Genomic DNA, 17,410 nt, shown 5'->3' with positions numbered 1-17,410 from the left:
TCGCCCGGGTTTGGCCGAAACCATGCGGTGCGCGGGGGCTCGGGGCGGCTAGCGGGTCGGCACCACGCTGAGGTGGGCGCGGCCTCGGCGCGGCGCGGTCGGCTCGGCCTCGCGCAGCACCAGGGTCAGCCTGCGCAGCCCGAACTCCCGCAGGGTGCGCGGGGATTCGCTGATCAGGCGGCAGCTGGTACGGCCGCGGGCCGGGTCGGGGTGGCGCACGTGGCGTTCCGCGCCGTCGTGGTGCACCGCCGCGTCGCCGACGGCTTCGACCCAGTGCGGCAGCCCCAGGCGGAACGCCGCGTCCATGATCGGGTCGTCGGCGATCTCACGGCGGATGTCCCACAGCCCGGGAGCGCTCTCATCGTCGGCGAACGCCTCGGCGAACTGGGCCAGCATCGGCAGGCACCAGGCCGTCTCGTGTTCGGCGAGCACGCTGGCCGCGTCCGGGTGGAACAGGACGAAGCGCAGGAAGTTGTGGCCGGGCATGGCGGTGGGGTGTGGTCCCACTCCGCCGAAGAGCGCGTCGTACGCCGCGTTGGCGTGTGCCACGCCCCAGCCCGGGTCGAGGACCACGGAGGGGAAGGGAAGCGCGTCCGTCATCGCGAAGTAGTCGTGGACGTAGGCCGCGAACTCGGGGTCGTCCGGGAGCCCGGTGGCGTCCGTTCTCCCGGACGCCGTGTCGTCGGCGGCACGCTCCCCCGCGGCCGCCTGCTGTCCGGGCCGCTCCTGGACCAGGGCGAACGGGCGCCCCACCACCGGGACGTGCGCCACCGGAACCTTGGTCACCGAATCCTTCGCCACCGATTCTTCCGCCATCGAGTACGCGACTCCTCTTGCTGGCCCGCGGGTGCGGCGGCCGGCCTTCGGGCCCGCCCGGGGCTCGGAGGGCGATCTTCACACCGCGTGGCGATCCTGATACCGCCAACACAATGATGTCAAGCATCGTGGCATTCCGGCCCCCCGAAGCGTTGATTGCGCCACAACTGTGGCAAGTTCTGGTTGTTGTTGCCGGGACCCGCTAACCTCCGGAGCATCCACTGTTGTGCCCACCAACCTCGCATGATCTAGGAGAACTACTGGTGACGGACGGCTTCTTGGTACCGGGACCGGCGGCCACGGGCCCCCTCGCGGCCGTCGTCGCCCGTGTGGCCGAGCTCGCCGACAAGCTCGGCATGAGCCAGGCGGACGTGTTCGACGTCCACCGGCTCTCCGAGGCATCGGGTGTTCCGGCCGACGTCGTGGGCGCGCTGCTCGACGGGCAGCCGGCCGGCGAACCCGATCTGCAGGCGCGCTTCCTGCAGCGGTTCAGCCTGCTGCGCAGAACCCGCCGCAAGCCCAACGGCCGCCCGCACACCCAGCAGGAGATCGCCGACGGCGCGGGCATGTCGCGCCAGCAGGCGGGCGCGCTGATCAACGGCGACCGGCGGCCGACGATGGAGCACTGTGACGCGATCCAGCGGTTCTTCGGCGTCCACGCGGGCTTCCTGACCGCCGACGACACCGACGCGCTGGGCGGCGCCCTGCTGCGCACCGAGCAGGAACTGCTCCAGCAACTGGCGGGCCGCGAGCGCGAGGTGACGCTCACCGGGGCGCCGGGCGGCGACGCCCTGGAACGCCTGCTCCAGGACCACGGGGTCCGCGGCATCGCCTGGCGGGCCGCCCAGCTCCCCACCGACAAGCACCGCGACAAGGTCACGGAGTGGCTCGACATGCTCCTGGAGAGCGTCAAGCGGTCGGAGTCCTGACATGACCCGCACCTCGCGGCGGCATGGCCCCGCCGCACCCACCAGCCTGCCCGGACGTCACCGTCCGTTCATTTCCGGCCGTCGAATGATGCCGAGTTCAACGAACTCCGGCTCAATGATGACTGGATCAATCGCGTACGGCTCGGCAGGCTGCACAGTGACGGGCTGCTCGACGAAGTGCTGCTCCATGAACGGCTGGCGGGGAGAACGGTGGGCATAGGCAAGGAGATGCGCCGGCTGTGCGGCGAGCTGGTCGCGGGTATCACGATCCCCGCCCCGGCGGAGCCGACCGCTCTGTACGCCGCCCTGTGCGAGGGCATGAGCAAGCGCCGGGGCCGCCCCGTCGAGTTCCGCATGGCGGCCTTCCCGCCCGGCACCGCGAGCGGACTCTGGCTCGACATGGCGGACCGCGATCTGGTGGTGGTGGAGGAGCGGACCGCGCCGGACCACCAACTGGTCATCCTGGGCCATGAGTTGTGGCACATGAACGCGGGACACGGGAGTCACCACGTCGAGGGCGCGGCCGTCGCGGCCCGGCTGCTCTCGCCCGACGCCGATGTAAGCGACACCGTACGCAAGGTGGCCGCCCGCACCCGCTCGCACCTCGCCGAGGAGACCGACGCCGAAAGCTTCGGCGTGCTGCTCGGCAGCAAATGCCGCCCCTGGCTCAGCGGCTCGGGCATGCGGGGACCGGTGCGTCGCGACATGCTGGCCGGCCGCATCGAGGCCTCGCTGGGGTACCGCGGGCCGCAGGGCTGAGGCGTGCAGGGTCCCTCCTACTACGTACCGGCCGCCGCGATGGCGGCCGCTCTCGCTTTCAAGGTGCCCTCACTGGTGCGTGCCTGGCGCGACCCGCTGATGCGCGCCGTGTGCGCCCTGCTCGCCATGGCCGGTCTGGTGTTCTTCTTCGCGGCCCCGCCCACCATCGCGAAGGTCAACGAGCTCACCGGCATCACCAACTTCTCCGCCCCGCTGGTGTACGCGCTGCTCAGCGGGTTCAGCGCGTCCTGTCTCGTACTGATCGTCAACTGGCGCGGCGGGCCCGCCGAGCAGACCCGGCGCGTCTCCCGCCGCTGGATCGCCGGGTACAGCGTGCACATGGTCCTGCTCGTGGCGCTCTTCCTGCTCGGAGATGCCCCGGTCGAACGGTTGCGGGACCTGGACACGTACTACGCCAAGACGCCGTACATCCGCGAGATGATCGTGCTCTACCTCATGGGTGTCACCGTCGCGGGTGTCACCATGAACTACCTGTGCTGGCGGTGGGCGCTCCAGGTCCATGGATGGCTGCGCATCGGGCTGCTGATCATCATGCTCGGCTACACGTTCAACACGCTCTACGCGGGGGCGAAGTTCGCAGCCGTCTTCGCCCGGTGGGCCGGCGGTGACTGGGACTGGCTGAGCACCGACCTCGCGCCGATCCTCGCTTCCGTGGGCGCCCAGGTCAGCGCGGTGGGGTTCTGTCTGCCCCTGGTCTGCCAGCGGCTCGCGGACAGCTGGCACAGCTGGGGCGTCTACCGCCAACTCGGCCCCCTGTGGCGCGAGCTGAACACGGTGGCCCCCGGTCACGCCCGTTCGGCCCGCCTCCTGTGGTGGTCCTCCGCCGAGCTCTCCCTGACCCGCCGGGAGTCCGACATCCACGACGGCCTGCTCGCCCTGCATCCGTATTTCGACCGTGCGGAGCATGCCCGTGCTCATGCCGCGGCCGTCGCGAAGGGCTCCGATCCGGAACGGGCCCAGGCCGTGGCGGACGCGGCGATGCTGACGGCGGCGGTCCGGGCCCGCATCGCCGACCCCGAAGGCAAGATCCTAGACTCGTTCGGGACCGCTGAACCCACCACCGCCGAAGGCCCTCGTGATCTGGTGCGGATCTCCGCCGTCCTGCGTGAGGCATCCGTCGCCGCAGCGGCCCCCGGGCACGCGGCCCTGCCAGAGAGCGAAGTCCATTGAGCGAGAGCGACCGTTCCTTCAGAGCCCCCACCCGCCGTCGCGCCCTCGTCATCGGCGGCGGAACGGCGGGCATGCTGGCCGCCGCAGCACTGCGCGAGCACGCCGACGAGATCACCGTGATCGAGCGCGACAGCCTGCCCTCGGGGCCGGTCCCGCGCAAGGGTCTGCCCCAGGCCGCCCATGCCCACTTGCTGTGGTCCGGCGGAGCGCGCGCCATGGAGCACCTGCTGCCCGGGCTCAACGACCGCTGGATCGCCGCCGGCGCCCGGCGCATCTCCCTGCCCACCGGACTGGTGTCCATGCAGTCCCAGGGCTGGCTGCGGCGCTGGCCCGAGATGCAGTTCGTGATCGCCTGCAGCCGGGACCTGCTGGACTGGGTGGTACGCGAGCAGGTCACCGCGGACCCGCGGATCGAAGTCCTCACCCGTACCGAACTCCTCGCCCTGGAGGGCAGCGCGGCCCGGGTGACCGGGATACGGGTGCGCACCCAGGACGGCGATGAGCGCGCTCTCCAGGCCGACCTGGTCGTGGATGCGTCGGGGCGCGGCTCACGGGCCCCGCACTGGCTCGGCGCGCTCGGCGTCGCTCGGCCCCGCCACGAGGAAGTCGACTCGGGCCTCGCCTACGCCAGCCGGATCTTCCGCGCCCCGGAGGGGACGGAGCGGTTCCCGCTGATCAATGTGCAGTCGGACGCGCGCCAACCGGTTCCCGGCCGCACCACGACCATCGTGCCCGTCGAGGGCGGGCGCTGGCTCGTGACGCTGTCGGGAACCCGCGGCGGCCAACCCACCGGTTCCGCCGACGAGTTCGAGGCGTTCGCCCGGTCGGTGCGGCATCCCGTGGTCGGTGAGTTCATCAGCCACCTGGAACCCCTGACGGACGTGGTGGTCACCCGCAGCACCGTCAACCGGCGGAACTACTTCGAGAAGGTGAAGAACTGGCCCGAGGGCTTCGTGGTCCTGGGTGACGCGGTCGCCACCTACAACCCGGTCTACGGGCACGGGCTCTCGGTGGCCGCGCAGGGCGCCGAGGCGCTGCGGGACCACCTGGCCGACCGCGGCCTCACCGCCCCGGGCCTGGCCGCGCGGGTCCAGCGCGCGGTGGCCCGCCCGGTCTCGCTCGCCTGGGAACTCGCCGTCGGGCAGGACATCCTCTACCCCGGCGCGATCGGCACCCAGCCCGGCCCGGGTTCCAAGCTGTTGCGCCGGTATGTCGACCGGCTGCTGCTCACCGCGACCGGCCATCCCGCCGTCACCAGGGCGCTCTTCGACGTGATGACACTGTCGGCGCCGCGCTCCGCCCTCGTCCGGCCGCGGATCGTGCTGGCCGTACTGCGCGGCCCCTCCCTGCCGAGGCTGACGGCCCCTCCGCTGACGGAGCGTGAGCTCACGGTGGCCCAGCGCCCGCAGACGACTCCGTAGCGGAGGCCATCAACCCGCCATCGGATCAGGGGATTTGAGCGCATCGGCCACAGCCGATTTGGGGTGCGTATCGATGCTTCCATAGGATCCGGCGATGATCACCAGAAAACGGCTGGCGGCCGGAGTGTGCGCGCTGGTCGCCACTTTCGCCACCGGCATCCTCCCGGCCGTGGACACGGCCGCCTCCGCGGCGCCCCGGCCCGACGGGCAGCCCGCCCAGCAGGGCGCGCCCAAGGTCGACCTGGTCCTCGACGTCTCCGGTTCCATGCGGACCACGGACATCGACGGCAAGTCCCGGATGTCCGCCGCCAAGCAGGCGTTCAACGAGGTCCTCGACTCGGTCCCGCAGGAGGTCCAGCTCGGGATACGCACCCTGGGGGCCAACTACCCCGGCGAGGACCGCAAGGTGGGCTGCAAGGACACCCGCGCGCTCTACCCGGTCGGCCCGCTGAACCGTACGGAGGCGAAGACCGCCGTCGCCACCCTCGCGCCCACCGGCTGGACGCCCATCGGTCCGGCTCTCCAGGGCGCGGCCGAGGACCTCAAGGGCGGTGACGCGACCCGCCGGATCGTGCTCATCACCGACGGCGAGGACACCTGCCAGCCCCTCGACCCGTGCGAGGTGGCCCGCGACATCGCCGCCCAGGGCATCCACCTCACCATCGACACGCTCGGCCTCATCCCGGACGCCAAGACCCGCGAGCAGCTCACCTGCATCGCGGAGGCCACCGGCGGCACCTACACCTCCGTGCAGCACACCGACCAGCTCTCCGGCAAGGTGAAGCAGTTGGTGGACCGCGCGGCCGACCCGGTCGCCGTGCCCGTCGCGACCAACGGCACCGCGAGCTGTGAGAGCGCTCCCCAGCTCAAGCCCGGCCTGTACACGGACCGCGAGAAGTTCGCCGAGCACCGCACGTACAAGGTCGACGTGCTGCCCGGCCAGGAGCTGCGCGCCTCGGCCAGCGTCGGCGTGGACCGGCAGACCAATCCGGACTACGGCGTCCTGCTGCGGGCGATGACCACGCACGGCCGCGAGATCGTGCGCGGCTCGGAGGCGGGCGACGGGCGTACGGACCTCATCTCGACCGGTCTGCGCTACCCGAAGGCGGCCGCCGACGACTCGGCCGACAAGTCGACCCCGGAGACCGTCTGCCTCCAGGTCTCCAACTCCTTCTCCGCGCCGCCCGGCGTCAAGACCGACCCGGGTCTGCCGGTCGAGCTCGCCATCGACGTGGTGGACGGCCCCCACCCCGCCTCCGACGTGGCCTCCTTCGGCCTCGGCCGGGGCTGGTGGCTGCTCGGCGCCCTCGCGCTGACCGGTCTGGTCGCCGGTCTGGTGTGGGGCTGGATCTCGCGCTGGCGCATCGCGGTCTGGCGGACCAACTGATGCCGAACTCCACATCTCACCCGGGGAGCCAACTCATGCGTACCGTACGGACGTTGGCGGCCGCCGCACTGACCGGAGCGGCCCTGCTCGGCGGGGCTGCGCCCGCGCTGGCGGACTCGCCCTCGCCCAGCCCCTCCGCCTCGAAGAGCGGCGCCGCGCCCACGGAGGCCGGTACCGCTTTCCGTACCGCGGTCGCCGTGCAGCAGGGACAGAAGGCCACCGCGTCGGCGTCGACCGGCGACTACCTGTACTGGATGTTCCCCGCCGACGCCGGGCAGCGCCCCACCGTCACCGCCAAGGTCACGCTCCCCGACGCCGCCGCGCGGCACGGCGCCTCGACCTGGCGCATCGACGTGTACGACGGGCTGCGGCGCCGCCAGCCCTGCATGTACGGCACGCAGTCCCGGTCCGCCGCACAGGACGCGGCCACGGTCGAACTGTCCTGCACCCTGCGACCGACCGTCGCCTGGGCCGACACGTGGTCCAACGACCCGCTGCCGGGCAGCTACTACATCCGTCTGACGGCGGTCTCGCTGCCCGACACCGACCGGGGCCTGCCGTTCAAAACGGAGGTCGAGCCGACCGTCCTGGACACGGGCGGCGCTCACGCCGTGGACGGCAAGCTGTCCACGCCGCTCGGCGCGAAGTCCTCGGTCGAGCCGGACGGCGGCTGGGCGTCCGGCTGGTGGACCGACCGCTGGCTGTGGACCGGCGTCGGCGGCCTGCTCGCCGCGCTCGCCGGCGTCGCCGGCTACACCCTGACCCGCGGCCGGGGCCGTCCCTCGCGGGTGCCGCGAGGGGTCTGAGAGCGGCCGGACCCGCGCGACGGGTCACCCCGGGTGCAGGTGTCCGTGCCCGCGGGAGCGCTCTCGCTCCCGCGGGCGCCCGCTCGACTCGTCGGAGTTCGTGCCTGTGAGAGCGCTCTCGCGCACGCGCGCATCCTCTCGGCCAGTTGGAGCATGGGGCCGTGAGAGCGCTTCCCGCTCCCGCGAGCGTCGTCCCGCCCCGTCGGAGGGCGCGTCAGCGAGAGCGCTCTCACTCTCACGGGCGCCGCCCCGCCCCGTCCGACCACGGACCCATGAGAGCGCTCTCGCCCCCTCGCCCCCCTCGCCCCCCGGCCGATTGATCGCCTCCCCGAGGCAGGCCGTTCGCGAGAGCGCTCCGTTCGCAAGGGGTGCCGTCCGCCCCCGGGCGAGGGCAGCCGCGTCCGTCGTGCGGCGGCGCCATGCGCCCCGAGTGGCCCCATCCGTATAACACTCGGGGGTACGCGACCGAGCACCACCACCGCGAAGGAGTTCATCGTGTCCGAAGCTTCGAGCACGCCCAGTGTCGCCGTACTCGGCACCGGCATCATGGGGGCCGGTATGGCCCGCAGTCTGTTGCGGGCCGGTCTGCCCGTACGGGTCTGGAACAGGACCCGCACCAAGGCCGAGGCACTCGTTGAGGACGGGGCCACGGTGTACGCGGGCGCCGACGAGGCGGTGCGCGGCGCCGATGTCGTCCTGACCGCGCTGAACGACGGGCCGTCTGTGTCGGCCACCCTCGACGCCGCCGCCCCGGGCCTGCGCCCCGGCCAGCTGTGGCTCCAGACCTCCACCGTGGGACCGGACGCGACGCTGGAACTGGCCGCGCGGGCGGCCGGGTTGGGGGTGGTGTACTGCGACTCCCCCGTGCTGGGCACCCGTAAGCCCGCCGAGGAGGGCAAGCTGACCGTCTTCGTCTCGGGGCCGCCTGCGGCGCGCGAGACGCTCGCGCCGGTCCTGGACGCGATCGGGCAGCGGACGGTCTGGGTGAGCCACGAGCCGGGCGGGGCCTCGCGGCTGAAGTTGGTCGCCAATACCTGGGTGATCAACCTGGTCGGCGCCGTCGCCGAGTGCCTCGGCCTGGCCGAAGGCCTCCAGGTGGACCCGCGGCTCTTCCTGGACGCGATCGCCGGCGGCCCGCTGGACACCGCGTACCTGCACACCAAGTCCGCCGCTCTGCTCACCGGCGACCTCACACCGAGTTTCGCCGTCTCGACCGCCCTCAAGGACACCCGCTTGATCCTGGGAGCGGCCGAACAGGCAGGCGTACGGCTCGACTTGACGCAGGCTTCGGCCGAGCGGTTCGCCCGGGCGGAGGCGGCCGGTCACGGCGCCGAGGACATGGTGGCGACCTACTTCGCGGGCCGCGCCAAGGAGTGACCGGCTGCCCCGGCCGGGGTCAGAGCGTGCGGAAGGTGTAGAAGCCGCGACCGAAGGTCGCCGCCACCAGACGGTGGTTGGCATGGTCGTAGGCGAGGTCGCTGACCGGGACCAGCGGCAGCCCGCCGCCGAGGCGGAGCCAGCGGGCCCGGCCGTCGGCTCCGCCCGCCCCGTACGCCGTGCCGATGAAGACGCCCTGGTCGGTGGCGACGTAGAGCGCTCCCCCGGCGCCGAGGACGACGTCGTTCACCGGTGCCTGCGGCAGGTTGCCCGACAGGTCGGTCCAGCTCGCGCCCGCGTTCGTGGTGCGCAGCAGGTGGGGCTGGGCGGAGCCCGCGCGATAGCCGGAGAGGGCGGCGTATGCCGTCGCCGGGTCGGCGGGGTCGACCGCGACACGGGTCACCCAGGGCTGGCCGGTGAGGACTTGGGTCCAGTGCGCGCCGAGGTCGCGTGTGGTCCATACCCGGCCGTCGTCGGTGCCGACCCACACGGTGTGGCCGTCGTGGGCGGCGGAGACGGTGGTGATGGTTCCGTACGGGTAGTCGTCGCGTCCCGGTCCGCCGGTGAGGTCGGGGCTGATGGGTGTCCAGGTGGCGCCGCCGTCGGTCGAGCGGTTGAGCCGGTTTCCGCCGTAGTAGAGGATGTCGGGGTTCACCGGGTCGAACTGGACGGGCGTCAGCCAGTTGCGGCGGTCGGCCGTGGTGGCGTCCGTGTACTCGGTCAGGGTGTTGCCGCCGTCGGTGGAGCGGAAGCAGTTGCCGTACTGGTAGCAGGCGTACGCCTTGTTCTTGTCGGTCGGGTCGATCAGGTTCTGGAGCCCGTCGCCGCCGAGGTACTCGTTGAACCGGGGGCCGCCCCAGGAGCGGATGGAGCCGTTGTCCTGGGCTCCGCCGGAGATGCGGCCGGTGTCCTGGGGGGTGGCGGCCACGGTGTAGAGCTGGGTCCACGGCTCGTACTCGGCTTTGGTCCAGCCTCCGTCGCCGCGCGCGTCGGAGCGGTAGACCCCGCCGTCGTTGCCGAGGTAGAGGCGGCCGGGGTGGCGGGGGTCCCAGATCATGGCGTGCTGGTCGGAGTGGACGGCGTTCTCCTCGGCCGTCCAGGTCGTGCCGCCGTCCTTGGTGGTCATCAGGGCGACTCCGGCCACGTGGACGTGGCGGGCGTCGGCGGGGTCGACCCAGACCTTTCCGAACCACCAGGAGTAGCTGGACTGCGAGTTGGCCAGGGCGGGGTTGTCGGGCAGCCGGGACCAGGTGTCGCCGCCGTCGGCGGAGGTGAGGAAGCCGCCGAAGGTGCCGTTGGTGGCGCCGACCATCGCGTAGAGGCGGCCGGGTTCGGAGCGGGCGATGCCGAGGCCGATCCGGCCGGAGTCTGCGGTGGGCAGGCCGCCGCCGAGGCGCCGCCAGTGGGCGCCGCCGTCGTCGGAGCGGTAGACGCCGGAGCCGGTTCCGCCGTACGTCCGCTTGTCCGGTTCGCGCCGGTGGTCCCACAGGACGGCGTAGACGCGCTCGGGGTTCGCGGGGTCGCGTTGCACGTCGACGGCGCCGGTGTACGCGTTGGGTACGTCGAGGACGCGGCGCCAGGAGGTGCCGGCGTCGTCCGAGAGGTAGACGCCCCGGTCGCCGCCCGCGGTGTAGAGGGAGCCGGTGGCGGCGACGAGGACGCGGCGGGGGTGGCGGGGGTCCACGTCGACGGCGCCGACCGCGCCGGAGTCGCGCAGCCCGGCGGGCTGCCAGTTCCGGCCGTGGTCGGTCGAGCGGTAGAGGCCGGTGCCTTCGTAGGTGACGCTGCCGCCGCCGGGGTTGGGCTCCCCGGTGCCCGCGTAGAGGGTGCCGTCCGGTGCGGCGGCGACCGCGCCCATGGCCTGGGTCTGCTGGGCGGGCCAGAGGGGTTCGAAGTTCTTTCCGGCGTCGGCCGAGCGCCACAGTCCGCCGCTGGCGGCCGCCGCGTACAGGGTGTCGGGGCGGGTGGGGTCGAGGGCGAGCGAGACGACGCGGCCACCGATGTTGGTGGGGCCCGCCGGCTGCCAGGTGCCGGGCGTGGCGTGCAGGGTGGCGGCCTGCGCGGCGGCCGTGTCGTAGGCGTGCCGGGGCAGCTGCTGCCCGGGGATCGCCTTCTGTACGTAGCTGTAGTCGGCGGGCGCCGCGGGCCCGCCGTCCTCGTCGTCCTCCTGGAGCCCGGCGCCGGCCGCGTGGGCCCCCGGGACGAGGAATGCGGCGATCGCGAGGGCGGCGAGGGCGGTGACCCGCGCCCGGCCCGGTCTCCCAGCACGCATGGGCTGCTCCTTCCGCGTCCGGCGGGGCCGGAGCGCGTCGAGTGGAAGAGCTTTCCGACGGCTTTCGATGGGCTGCCGCTCGCGGCCTGTTCGCCGCGCTGCGGGCGCACCGGCGAGAAAGTGTTCATCAACCGCCGCACGAGCACCAGTAGTTGGCGACCCTATGGTTGTGTTCACGCCAAGTCCGGGGCGGGGGTTCGGCCTGATCCCTGGTTCCACGCCGGGCTCCGGGCTCCTGGTCGGGCTCCGATCTCCTGGTCCGGATACGGGGTCCTGACCCGGCCCCGGCCCCCAGGCCCGGCTCCGGGCCTGACGCCGGGTTCCTGTCCTGATCCGGCTCCCGGAGCCACCGGTCAGGTCCGGGTCCCGGTCCCCTCCCCCGCCGCCGGAACCCACCGCCGGAACCCGCCCCGGGCCCGTCCCTGAGCTCGCCCCCGCGGGCTTCCCCGACATGCCGTCCGGCCCCGCCCGCTCTACCGTGCTCGGGAGACGGCCGTCCGTCGGGGGCGGTCCTAGGAGGCGGACATGAAGTTCTCCCGGCCGGTCGACGGCGGTCCCTGCTGGGTCGAGCTGTCCACCCCGGACGTGGCGGGTGCGGAGGCGTTCTACTCGGCGCTCTTCGGCTGGCGGACCGAGACCGACCCCCGTCCGGAGGCGGGCGGGTACACGGTCGCCCACCTCGGTGACGCCCCGGTGGCCGCGCTCACCCCGCCGTACCAGCCGGGGCAGCCGCCCGCCTGGACGGTCTCGTTCCTGACCCGGGACACCGACGCGACGGTGGCCGCGGCGGCGCGGGCGGGCGGCTCGCTGCTCGCCGGACCCCTCGACGTCTTCGACCAGGGCCGCTTCGCGGTGCTCGCCGACCCGTGCGGCGCGGTGTTCTCGCTCTGGCAGGCGAGGGCGTTCGGCGGGGCGCGGCTGCTCAACGAGCCGGGCGCGCTCGGCTGGGTGGAGCTGACGACCCGGGACCGGGCCGGGGCGCTCGACTTCTATCCGGCGGTGTTCGGCTGGACCGTCACCCCGTCCGGCCATTACCCGCAGTGGGGCATCGACGGTCAGGACTTCGGGGGCCTGATGGCCATGGACGACAAGTACCCGCCCGAGGTGCCGTCCCACTGGCTGCCGTACTTCGCGGTGCGTGACGCCGACCGGGCGGCGGCCGATGCGAGCGCCGCGGGCGGCCGGACGCTGATGCCGCCGACGCCGGTGGGCGACCGGCGCCGCATCGCGGTCCTGCGCGATCCGCAGGGCGCGACGTTCGGCGTCCACGGTCCGGGCGACGGGGCCTGAGCCCGGGGCGGTACGCGCGCCGGCGGGTCCGGTGCGGGCGGCCCGGCCCTCTCGTGCCGGGTGCCTGGGCGGCCGTGCGGAAGACCTGGGGGAAGAGCGGGGGCCGAGCGCCGTCGGGGGCCGTGAAACTCCGGCGAGAAGCGGCCGGGCGGTTCGATAGCATGGCTCTGCCCATCGGGCGGGGGTGTCACGTGGTGTGAGCCCCCGGGTGGGCCTCCCTACCTGGGTTCGCCGCGGCCTCGCCGCGGTGCCGCACGCACGAACATAAGGAGCATCCGAGGATGTCTCGACACCTGATCACCAGCGCGCTGCCGTACATCAACGGAATCAAGCACCTGGGCAACATGGTCGGGTCGATGCTCCCCGCGGACGTGTACTCCCGCTACCTGCGCCAGCGCGGCCACGACGTGCTGTACATCTGCGCGACCGACGAGCACGGCACCCCGGCCGAGCTGGCCGCCAAGGAGGCCGGGCTGTCGGTCGCCGAGTTCTGCGCGCAGTCGCACGACACCCAGAAGGCGATCTACGACGGCTTCCACCTGGCCTTCGACTACTTCGGCCGCAGCTCCTCGCAGCAGAACGTGGAGATCACGCAGCACTTCGCGCGGAAGCTGAAGGAGAACGGGTTCATCGAGGAGCGGGCGATCCGCCAGGTCTTCTCGATCGCCGACGACCGCTTCCTGCCGGACCGCTACATCGTCGGCACGTGCCCGCACTGCGGCTACGACAAGGCGCGCGGCGACCAGTGCGAGAACTGCACCCGCGTCCTGGACCCGACCGACCTGCTCGACGCCCGTTCCGCGATCAGCGGCAGCAGCGAGCTGGAGGTCCGCGAGACGCGGCACCTCTTCCTGCTCCAGTCCAAGCTGCAGGGCGAGGTCGAGGAGTGGATCGACCGGGTGGGCGGCGAGTGGCCGCAGCTGGCGTCGTCGATCGCCCGCAAGTGGCTGACCGAGGGGCTGCACGACCGCTCGATCACCCGTGACCTGGAGTGGGGCGTGCCGGTCCCGGCCGACACGTGGCCGGAGCTGGCCGCCGAGGGCAAGGTCTTCTACGTCTGGTTCGACGCTCCGATCGAGTACATCGGCGCGACGAAGGAGTGGGCCGACCTCGACCCGGCGAACCGTGACTGGAAGTCGTGGTGGTACGAGCCGGAGGGCGCGGCGGACGTGCGCTACACCGAGTTCATGGGCAAGGACAACGTCCCGTTCCACACGGTGATGTTCCCGGCGACGGAGCTGGGTGTGCGCGAGCCGTGGAAGAAGGTCGACTACGTCAAGGCCTTCAACTGGCTCAACTACTACGGCGGCAAGTTCTCCACCTCGCAGCGCCGTGGTGTCTTCACGCACGACGCGCTGGAGATCCTGCCCGCCGACTACTGGCGCTATTTCATGATGGCGAACGCCCCGGAGTCCGACGACACGTCGTTCACCTGGGAGCACTTCACCGCCACGGTCAACAAGGACCTCGCGGACACCCTGGGCAACTTCGTGAACCGCGTCCTGTCGTTCTCGCGCAAGCGGTTCGGTGACGACGTGCCGGCGGGTGCGGGGGCCGGGGCGGCGGAGGCGAAGCTGGGCGAGGAGATCGCCGGGCTGCTCGCGGAGTACGAGGGCCACATGGAGGCGCTCCAGTTCCGCAAGGCGGCCGCTTCGCTGCGGGCGCTGTGGTCGGCCGGAAACTCCTACCTGGAGGAGAAGGCGCCGTGGCTGGAGATCAAGACGGATCCTGAGGCCGCCGCGCTGACGCTGCGTACGGCGATGAACCTGATCCACCTCTACTCGGTGGTGTCCGAGCCGTTCATCCCCGCTTCGGCGAAGGCGATGCGTTCCGCGTTCGCGCTCGCCGGTGACACGGCCACCTGGGTCACCGCGGAGCAGGCGCGGGCGCTGGACGCCGTGCCCGCGGGTACGGCCTTCACGGTGCCGCCCGTCCTGTTCGCGAAGATCACGGACGAGGACCTGGAGTCCTACCGCGAGCGGTTCGGCGGCGCCGACGAGGCGTGATGCGAGCCTGAGGGCCCCTGCTCGATCGGTGATCGGGCAGGGGCCCTCGGTCGTGTCGCTCCCCCGCTGCCGGGGTCAGGCGGTGAGCAGTGCCGGGTCACTCACGCCCGTCGCGCCGGTCTCGACGTGTCCGGCGAAGCGGCGCAGGAACGTGGTGTCCGCGTCGGAGGTCACCGACACGTCGTACCAGCTCTTGCTGCCCCGCAGGTCGACGGTGAACCTGACGGTGGCGCCCGGCGCGACGGTGAAGGTGTGGGTGGCCCCTCCGTAGGCGCTGGCGTTGGCGGCCTTGAGGTGGACGGTGGTGCGGCCCGCGTTGGTCATGGTCAGATCGAGGTTGCCGGTGGACGCGTTGTGGCGGGCGGTGACCTCGGGGCCCGCGGTCTTGCCGGGGTTCTGGAAGGTGCGCAGGAAGCCGTTGGGCCCGAACACGCTGAGTTTGGTGACGCCGCTCGAATAGGTGGTGTTCCAGGTGTCGGTGAGGGTCTTGCCGGCCTCGGTGGTGTAGGTCCAGGGGCCGTCCGTGCGGTTCGCGGAGGTGACCAGGAACTGTGCGCCGGCCGAGGCGCCGCCGCCGAAGGTGAGGGCGAACTTGCCCGTGGTCGCGTTGGCGGCCCCGTCGACGAACGGCGCGTACCGCAGCGGGCGGGTGGGCCGGAAGCCCCTTTCCTGTTTGGGGAGGGTGCCGGTGGCGGGCGGGACCGGCACGTAGTCGGGGTGCCTGTTGTGGTCCGGCGGGATGTACGCCGTCGTCGAAGGCAGCGCGGGCGCCGAGGAGTTGGTGCGGCTGAAGTCGAACGCCGAGGTCAGGTCGCCGCAGATCGCGCGCCGCCAGGGCGAGATGTTCGGCTCGTGCACGCCGAAGCGGCGCTCCATGAACCGGATGATCGAGGTGTGGTCGAAGGTCTCGGAGCAGGTGTAGCCGCCGGTGCTCCAGGGGGAGACGACGAGCATCGGCACGCGCTGGCCGAGACCGTAGGGTCCGGCCGCGTAGCTGATGTTGCCCGGGAAGTAGTCGGGGCCGGTCGCCACGGTGGACAGGCCCTGGTTGGCTCCGGAGGGAACGAAGGGCGGCACCACGTGGTCGAAGAACCCGTCGTTCTCGTCGTACGTGATGAACAGCGCGGTCTTGGCCCACACCGCCGGGTTGGAGGTGAGCGCGTCCAGGACCTGCGAGATGTACCAGGCGCCGTAGTTCGCGGGCCAGTTGGGGTGCTCGGTGAAGGCCTCGGGGGCGGCGATCCAGGAGACCTTGGGCAGGGTGCCCGCCTTGACGTCGGCCTTGAGGATGTCGAAGAAGCCGTCGCCGTTCTTGGCGTTGGTGCCGGTGCGCGCCTTGTCGTACAGGGGGTCGCCGGGCTTGGCGTTGCGGTAGTTGTTGAAGTAGAGCAGCGAGTTGTCGCCGTAGTTGCCCCGGTAGGCGTCGCTGATCCAGCCCCAGCCGCCGGCCGCGTCCAGGCCGTCACCAATGTCCTGGTAGATCTTCCAGGAGATGCCCGCCTGCTCAAGACGCTCGGGGTAGGTGGTCCAGCCGTACCCCTTCTCGTCGTTGCCCAGGACGGGTCCGCCGCCGGTGTTGTCGTTGCCCGTGTAGCCGGTCCACATGTAGTAGCGGTTGGGGTCGGTGGAGCCGATGAACGAGCAGTGGTAGGCGTCGCAGATCGTGAACGTGTCGGCGAGCGCGTAGTGGAAGGGGATGTCCTCGCGGGTGAGGTAGGCCATCGTCGTGGACGTCTTGGCGGGGATCCACTGGTCGTACTTGCCGTTGTTGAACGCCTTGTGGCTGCCGGTCCAGTCGTGGTTGAGGTCCTGGATGAACTGGAGGCCGAGCTTGTCCGCCTGGGGCCGGAACGGCAGCACTTCCCTGCCGCCGCCGACCTGGTGGAACACCGACTTGCCGCTGGGGAGGGTGACGGGCCGCGGGTCGCCGAAACCGCGGACGCCCTTCAGGGAACCGAAGTAGTGGTCGAACGAACGGTTCTCCTGCATCAGGACGACTATGTGCTCGACGTCCTGGATGGTGCCGGTGCTGCCCGCGGCCGGGATGGCGGCGGCCCGCGCGATGCTCTGCGACAGCGCGGCGAAGGCGGCGGTGCCGCCCGCGAGCTGCATGAACCGGCGCCGGTTGAGTTCAGCCATGAGTGGAGGCCTCTGCATGCGTGAGGGGACAGGGGGGCGAGAGGGGTGTACCAAGAACACCCAGGGTCGCGGAAGCCCCCATGTCGTCACTGTGACGTTTCCGGGTACGGCGAACGAACAGAAACCCCCCGGGGCTGCCGGGCCCCCAGGGGTGTGGAGTTCTTGTGCGCGGCGCTTATGCCATCCAGAAGAAGACGGCGGTCATGCGTTTGTCGTCGATGGTGCTGCCGCAGTATCCGGTGGCGCTGTGCATGGTGTTGGCGGTGTAGAGCAGCAGCCGGTTGTAGCGGTGGGCTACGCGTACGTCCTCGGTGAAGGAGTCCGGCGGCACGAAGCGCGTGCCGAGTGCTTCCACGAGGTTGTTGTGCGGCGCGGTGACCATGTTGCCGCCCAGTACGCCGCCGGGCAGGCTCTGCCGGAAGAAGCTGGTTCCGCAGTCCTTGGGCGCCTTCGGGTTGAGGTAGAGCACCGCCGCGTAGCGGCACAGGGCCCGTGAATCGGTGTGCGGGCGCGGTTCGCTCTCACCGGCGCCGACGACCTGGATGCAGTTGTGGTTCAGGGTCGCCCCGCCGGGCGCGGTGGCCTGCCACAGTTCCTTGGCCCCGGTGTGCTGCTTGACCAGGCGCTCGACGCGGGCGAGTTCCGCGGGGGCGAGGCCCGGCATGGCGCGCAGGCCGGGCCAGGACTCGGGCTTGTGCGGGTAGCCCTCCACCCAGTCGTCCTTGGCCACGCAGCGGGCCCTCACCTCGTCGATGTTGGGCAGGACGTCGTCCAGCACCCAGTAGTCCCGGCCGGGTTTGGGCTTGCGATAGGGAAGGACCGGGAGCGCCGGACGGTTGGGGGGCATGCGGCCGACCATACTGGCGGGTCGCCGGGCCGCTCTCCATCGAACGGGTCAACCTTTCCTCAACACAGGGGAATTGGGGGCGCGCGGTGAATGCGGTACTGGCTGGCAAATGTCCGCCGACCGGTCGCGGCAGGGGAAAGGCCGGGGCAAGGAAGGGCCATGGGCCGGTC

14 protein-coding genes are annotated in these 17,410 nt (G+C 71.8%); 9 read left to right on the top strand and 5 right to left on the bottom strand.

Translation table 11 applies throughout. The features are described from left to right. Positions 1-48: 48 nt before the first annotated feature. Positions 49-816, bottom strand: a complete 768-nt coding sequence (locus DT019_RS10405) for a hypothetical protein (RefSeq protein WP_114036420.1) — start codon at positions 814-816, stop codon at positions 49-51. Between the two features lie 263 nt (positions 817-1,079). On the opposite strand from DT019_RS10405, the gene DT019_RS10400 reads away from it, so the two are divergent. Beyond that, entirely contained in the window at positions 1,080-1,745 is a 666-nt protein-coding gene (locus tag DT019_RS10400) for a helix-turn-helix domain-containing protein (protein ID WP_189389395.1), read from the top strand. Positions 1,746-1,802: 57 nt separating this feature from the next. On the opposite strand, the gene DT019_RS40720 is transcribed toward DT019_RS10400, so the two are convergent. Next, the gene (locus tag DT019_RS40720; RefSeq protein ID WP_262985320.1) at positions 1,803-1,934 is read right to left on the bottom strand and encodes a hypothetical protein; all 132 of its coding nucleotides are present in this window, start codon (positions 1,932-1,934) and stop codon (positions 1,803-1,805) included. Between the two features lie 39 nt (positions 1,935-1,973). Between DT019_RS40720 and DT019_RS10395 the strand changes: the two genes are divergently transcribed. From DT019_RS10395 to DT019_RS10370, 6 genes are all read left to right on the top strand, one after another. Beyond that, complete coding sequence (locus DT019_RS10395; RefSeq protein WP_114036419.1) at positions 1,974-2,504, top strand: toxin-antitoxin system, toxin component; 531 nt, start codon at positions 1,974-1,976, stop codon at positions 2,502-2,504. A 3-nt stretch (positions 2,505-2,507) separates the two neighbouring features. After that, positions 2,508-3,695 (top strand): MAB_1171c family putative transporter, encoded by a 1,188-nt coding sequence (locus tag DT019_RS10390; RefSeq protein WP_114036418.1) that lies wholly within the window; start codon positions 2,508-2,510, stop codon positions 3,693-3,695. Next, positions 3,692-5,116, top strand: coding sequence for an FAD-dependent oxidoreductase (locus tag DT019_RS10385; protein ID WP_223279389.1), 1,425 nt, complete (start codon positions 3,692-3,694; stop codon positions 5,114-5,116). Before DT019_RS10390 ends, DT019_RS10385 begins: the two co-directional genes overlap by 4 nt. 94 nt (positions 5,117-5,210) lie before the next feature. After that, positions 5,211-6,503: a VWA domain-containing protein gene (locus DT019_RS10380; RefSeq protein WP_114036416.1), complete on the top strand. Its 1,293-nt coding sequence runs from the start codon at positions 5,211-5,213 to the stop codon at positions 6,501-6,503. Between the two features lie 35 nt (positions 6,504-6,538). Further along, a complete protein-coding gene (locus tag DT019_RS10375) occupies positions 6,539-7,309 on the top strand; it encodes a hypothetical protein (protein WP_114036415.1) in 771 nt (256 codons plus the stop codon). A gap of 495 nt (positions 7,310-7,804) precedes the next feature. After that, positions 7,805-8,686: an NAD(P)-dependent oxidoreductase gene (locus tag DT019_RS10370; protein WP_223279388.1), complete on the top strand. Its 882-nt coding sequence runs from the start codon at positions 7,805-7,807 to the stop codon at positions 8,684-8,686. A gap of 19 nt (positions 8,687-8,705) precedes the next feature. Here DT019_RS10370 and DT019_RS10365 read toward each other — a convergent pair whose 3' ends face one another. Further along, positions 8,706-10,958, bottom strand: coding sequence for a WD40/YVTN/BNR-like repeat-containing protein (locus DT019_RS10365; protein ID WP_114036414.1), 2,253 nt, complete (start codon positions 10,956-10,958; stop codon positions 8,706-8,708). A 525-nt stretch (positions 10,959-11,483) separates the two neighbouring features. On the opposite strand from DT019_RS10365, the gene DT019_RS10360 reads away from it, so the two are divergent. Then, positions 11,484-12,248, top strand: a complete 765-nt coding sequence (locus tag DT019_RS10360) for a VOC family protein (protein WP_114036413.1) — start codon at positions 11,484-11,486, stop codon at positions 12,246-12,248. A gap of 281 nt (positions 12,249-12,529) precedes the next feature. Beyond that, the gene (metG, locus tag DT019_RS10355; RefSeq protein WP_114036412.1) at positions 12,530-14,254 is read left to right on the top strand and encodes a methionine--tRNA ligase; all 1,725 of its coding nucleotides are present in this window, start codon (positions 12,530-12,532) and stop codon (positions 14,252-14,254) included. Between the two features lie 75 nt (positions 14,255-14,329). Here the strand turns inward: metG and DT019_RS10350 are convergent, their stop codons facing one another. Together DT019_RS10350 and DT019_RS10345 are read right to left on the bottom strand one after the other, a co-directional pair. Next, positions 14,330-16,393, bottom strand: a complete 2,064-nt coding sequence (locus DT019_RS10350) for a phosphocholine-specific phospholipase C (RefSeq protein ID WP_114036411.1) — start codon at positions 16,391-16,393, stop codon at positions 14,330-14,332. A 175-nt stretch (positions 16,394-16,568) separates the two neighbouring features. Next, positions 16,569-17,240, bottom strand: a complete 672-nt coding sequence (locus DT019_RS10345) for a DUF6445 family protein (protein WP_223279387.1) — start codon at positions 17,238-17,240, stop codon at positions 16,569-16,571. Positions 17,241-17,410: the final 170 nt, after the last annotated feature.

Origin of the sequence: Streptomyces sp. SDr-06, assembly GCF_003324565.1 — a bacterium.
Classification (GTDB): domain Bacteria; phylum Actinomycetota; class Actinomycetes; order Streptomycetales; family Streptomycetaceae; genus Streptomyces.
The sequence above is the reverse complement of the archived record's forward strand: the minus strand, read 5'-3'. Positions and strand labels throughout refer to the sequence as shown.

Coding starts and splice junctions, on each gene's coding strand:
- DT019_RS10405 (WP_114036420.1), bottom strand. CDS start 816: ATGGCGGAAGAATCGGTGGCGAAGGATTCGGTGACCAAGGTTCCGGTG.
- DT019_RS10380 (WP_114036416.1), top strand. CDS start 5,211: ATGATCACCAGAAAACGGCTGGCGGCCGGAGTGTGCGCGCTGGTCGCC.
- DT019_RS10345 (WP_223279387.1), bottom strand. CDS start 17,240: ATGCCCCCCAACCGTCCGGCGCTCCCGGTCCTTCCCTATCGCAAGCCC.
- DT019_RS40720 (WP_262985320.1), bottom strand. CDS start 1,934: ATGGAGCAGCACTTCGTCGAGCAGCCCGTCACTGTGCAGCCTGCCGAG.
- DT019_RS10360 (WP_114036413.1), top strand. CDS start 11,484: ATGAAGTTCTCCCGGCCGGTCGACGGCGGTCCCTGCTGGGTCGAGCTG.
- DT019_RS10365 (WP_114036414.1), bottom strand. CDS start 10,958: ATGCGTGCTGGGAGACCGGGCCGGGCGCGGGTCACCGCCCTCGCCGCC.
- DT019_RS10350 (WP_114036411.1), bottom strand. CDS start 16,393: ATGGCTGAACTCAACCGGCGCCGGTTCATGCAGCTCGCGGGCGGCACC.
- DT019_RS10375 (WP_114036415.1), top strand. CDS start 6,539: ATGCGTACCGTACGGACGTTGGCGGCCGCCGCACTGACCGGAGCGGCC.
- metG (WP_114036412.1), top strand. CDS start 12,530: ATGTCTCGACACCTGATCACCAGCGCGCTGCCGTACATCAACGGAATC.
- DT019_RS10395 (WP_114036419.1), top strand. CDS start 1,974: ATGCGCCGGCTGTGCGGCGAGCTGGTCGCGGGTATCACGATCCCCGCC.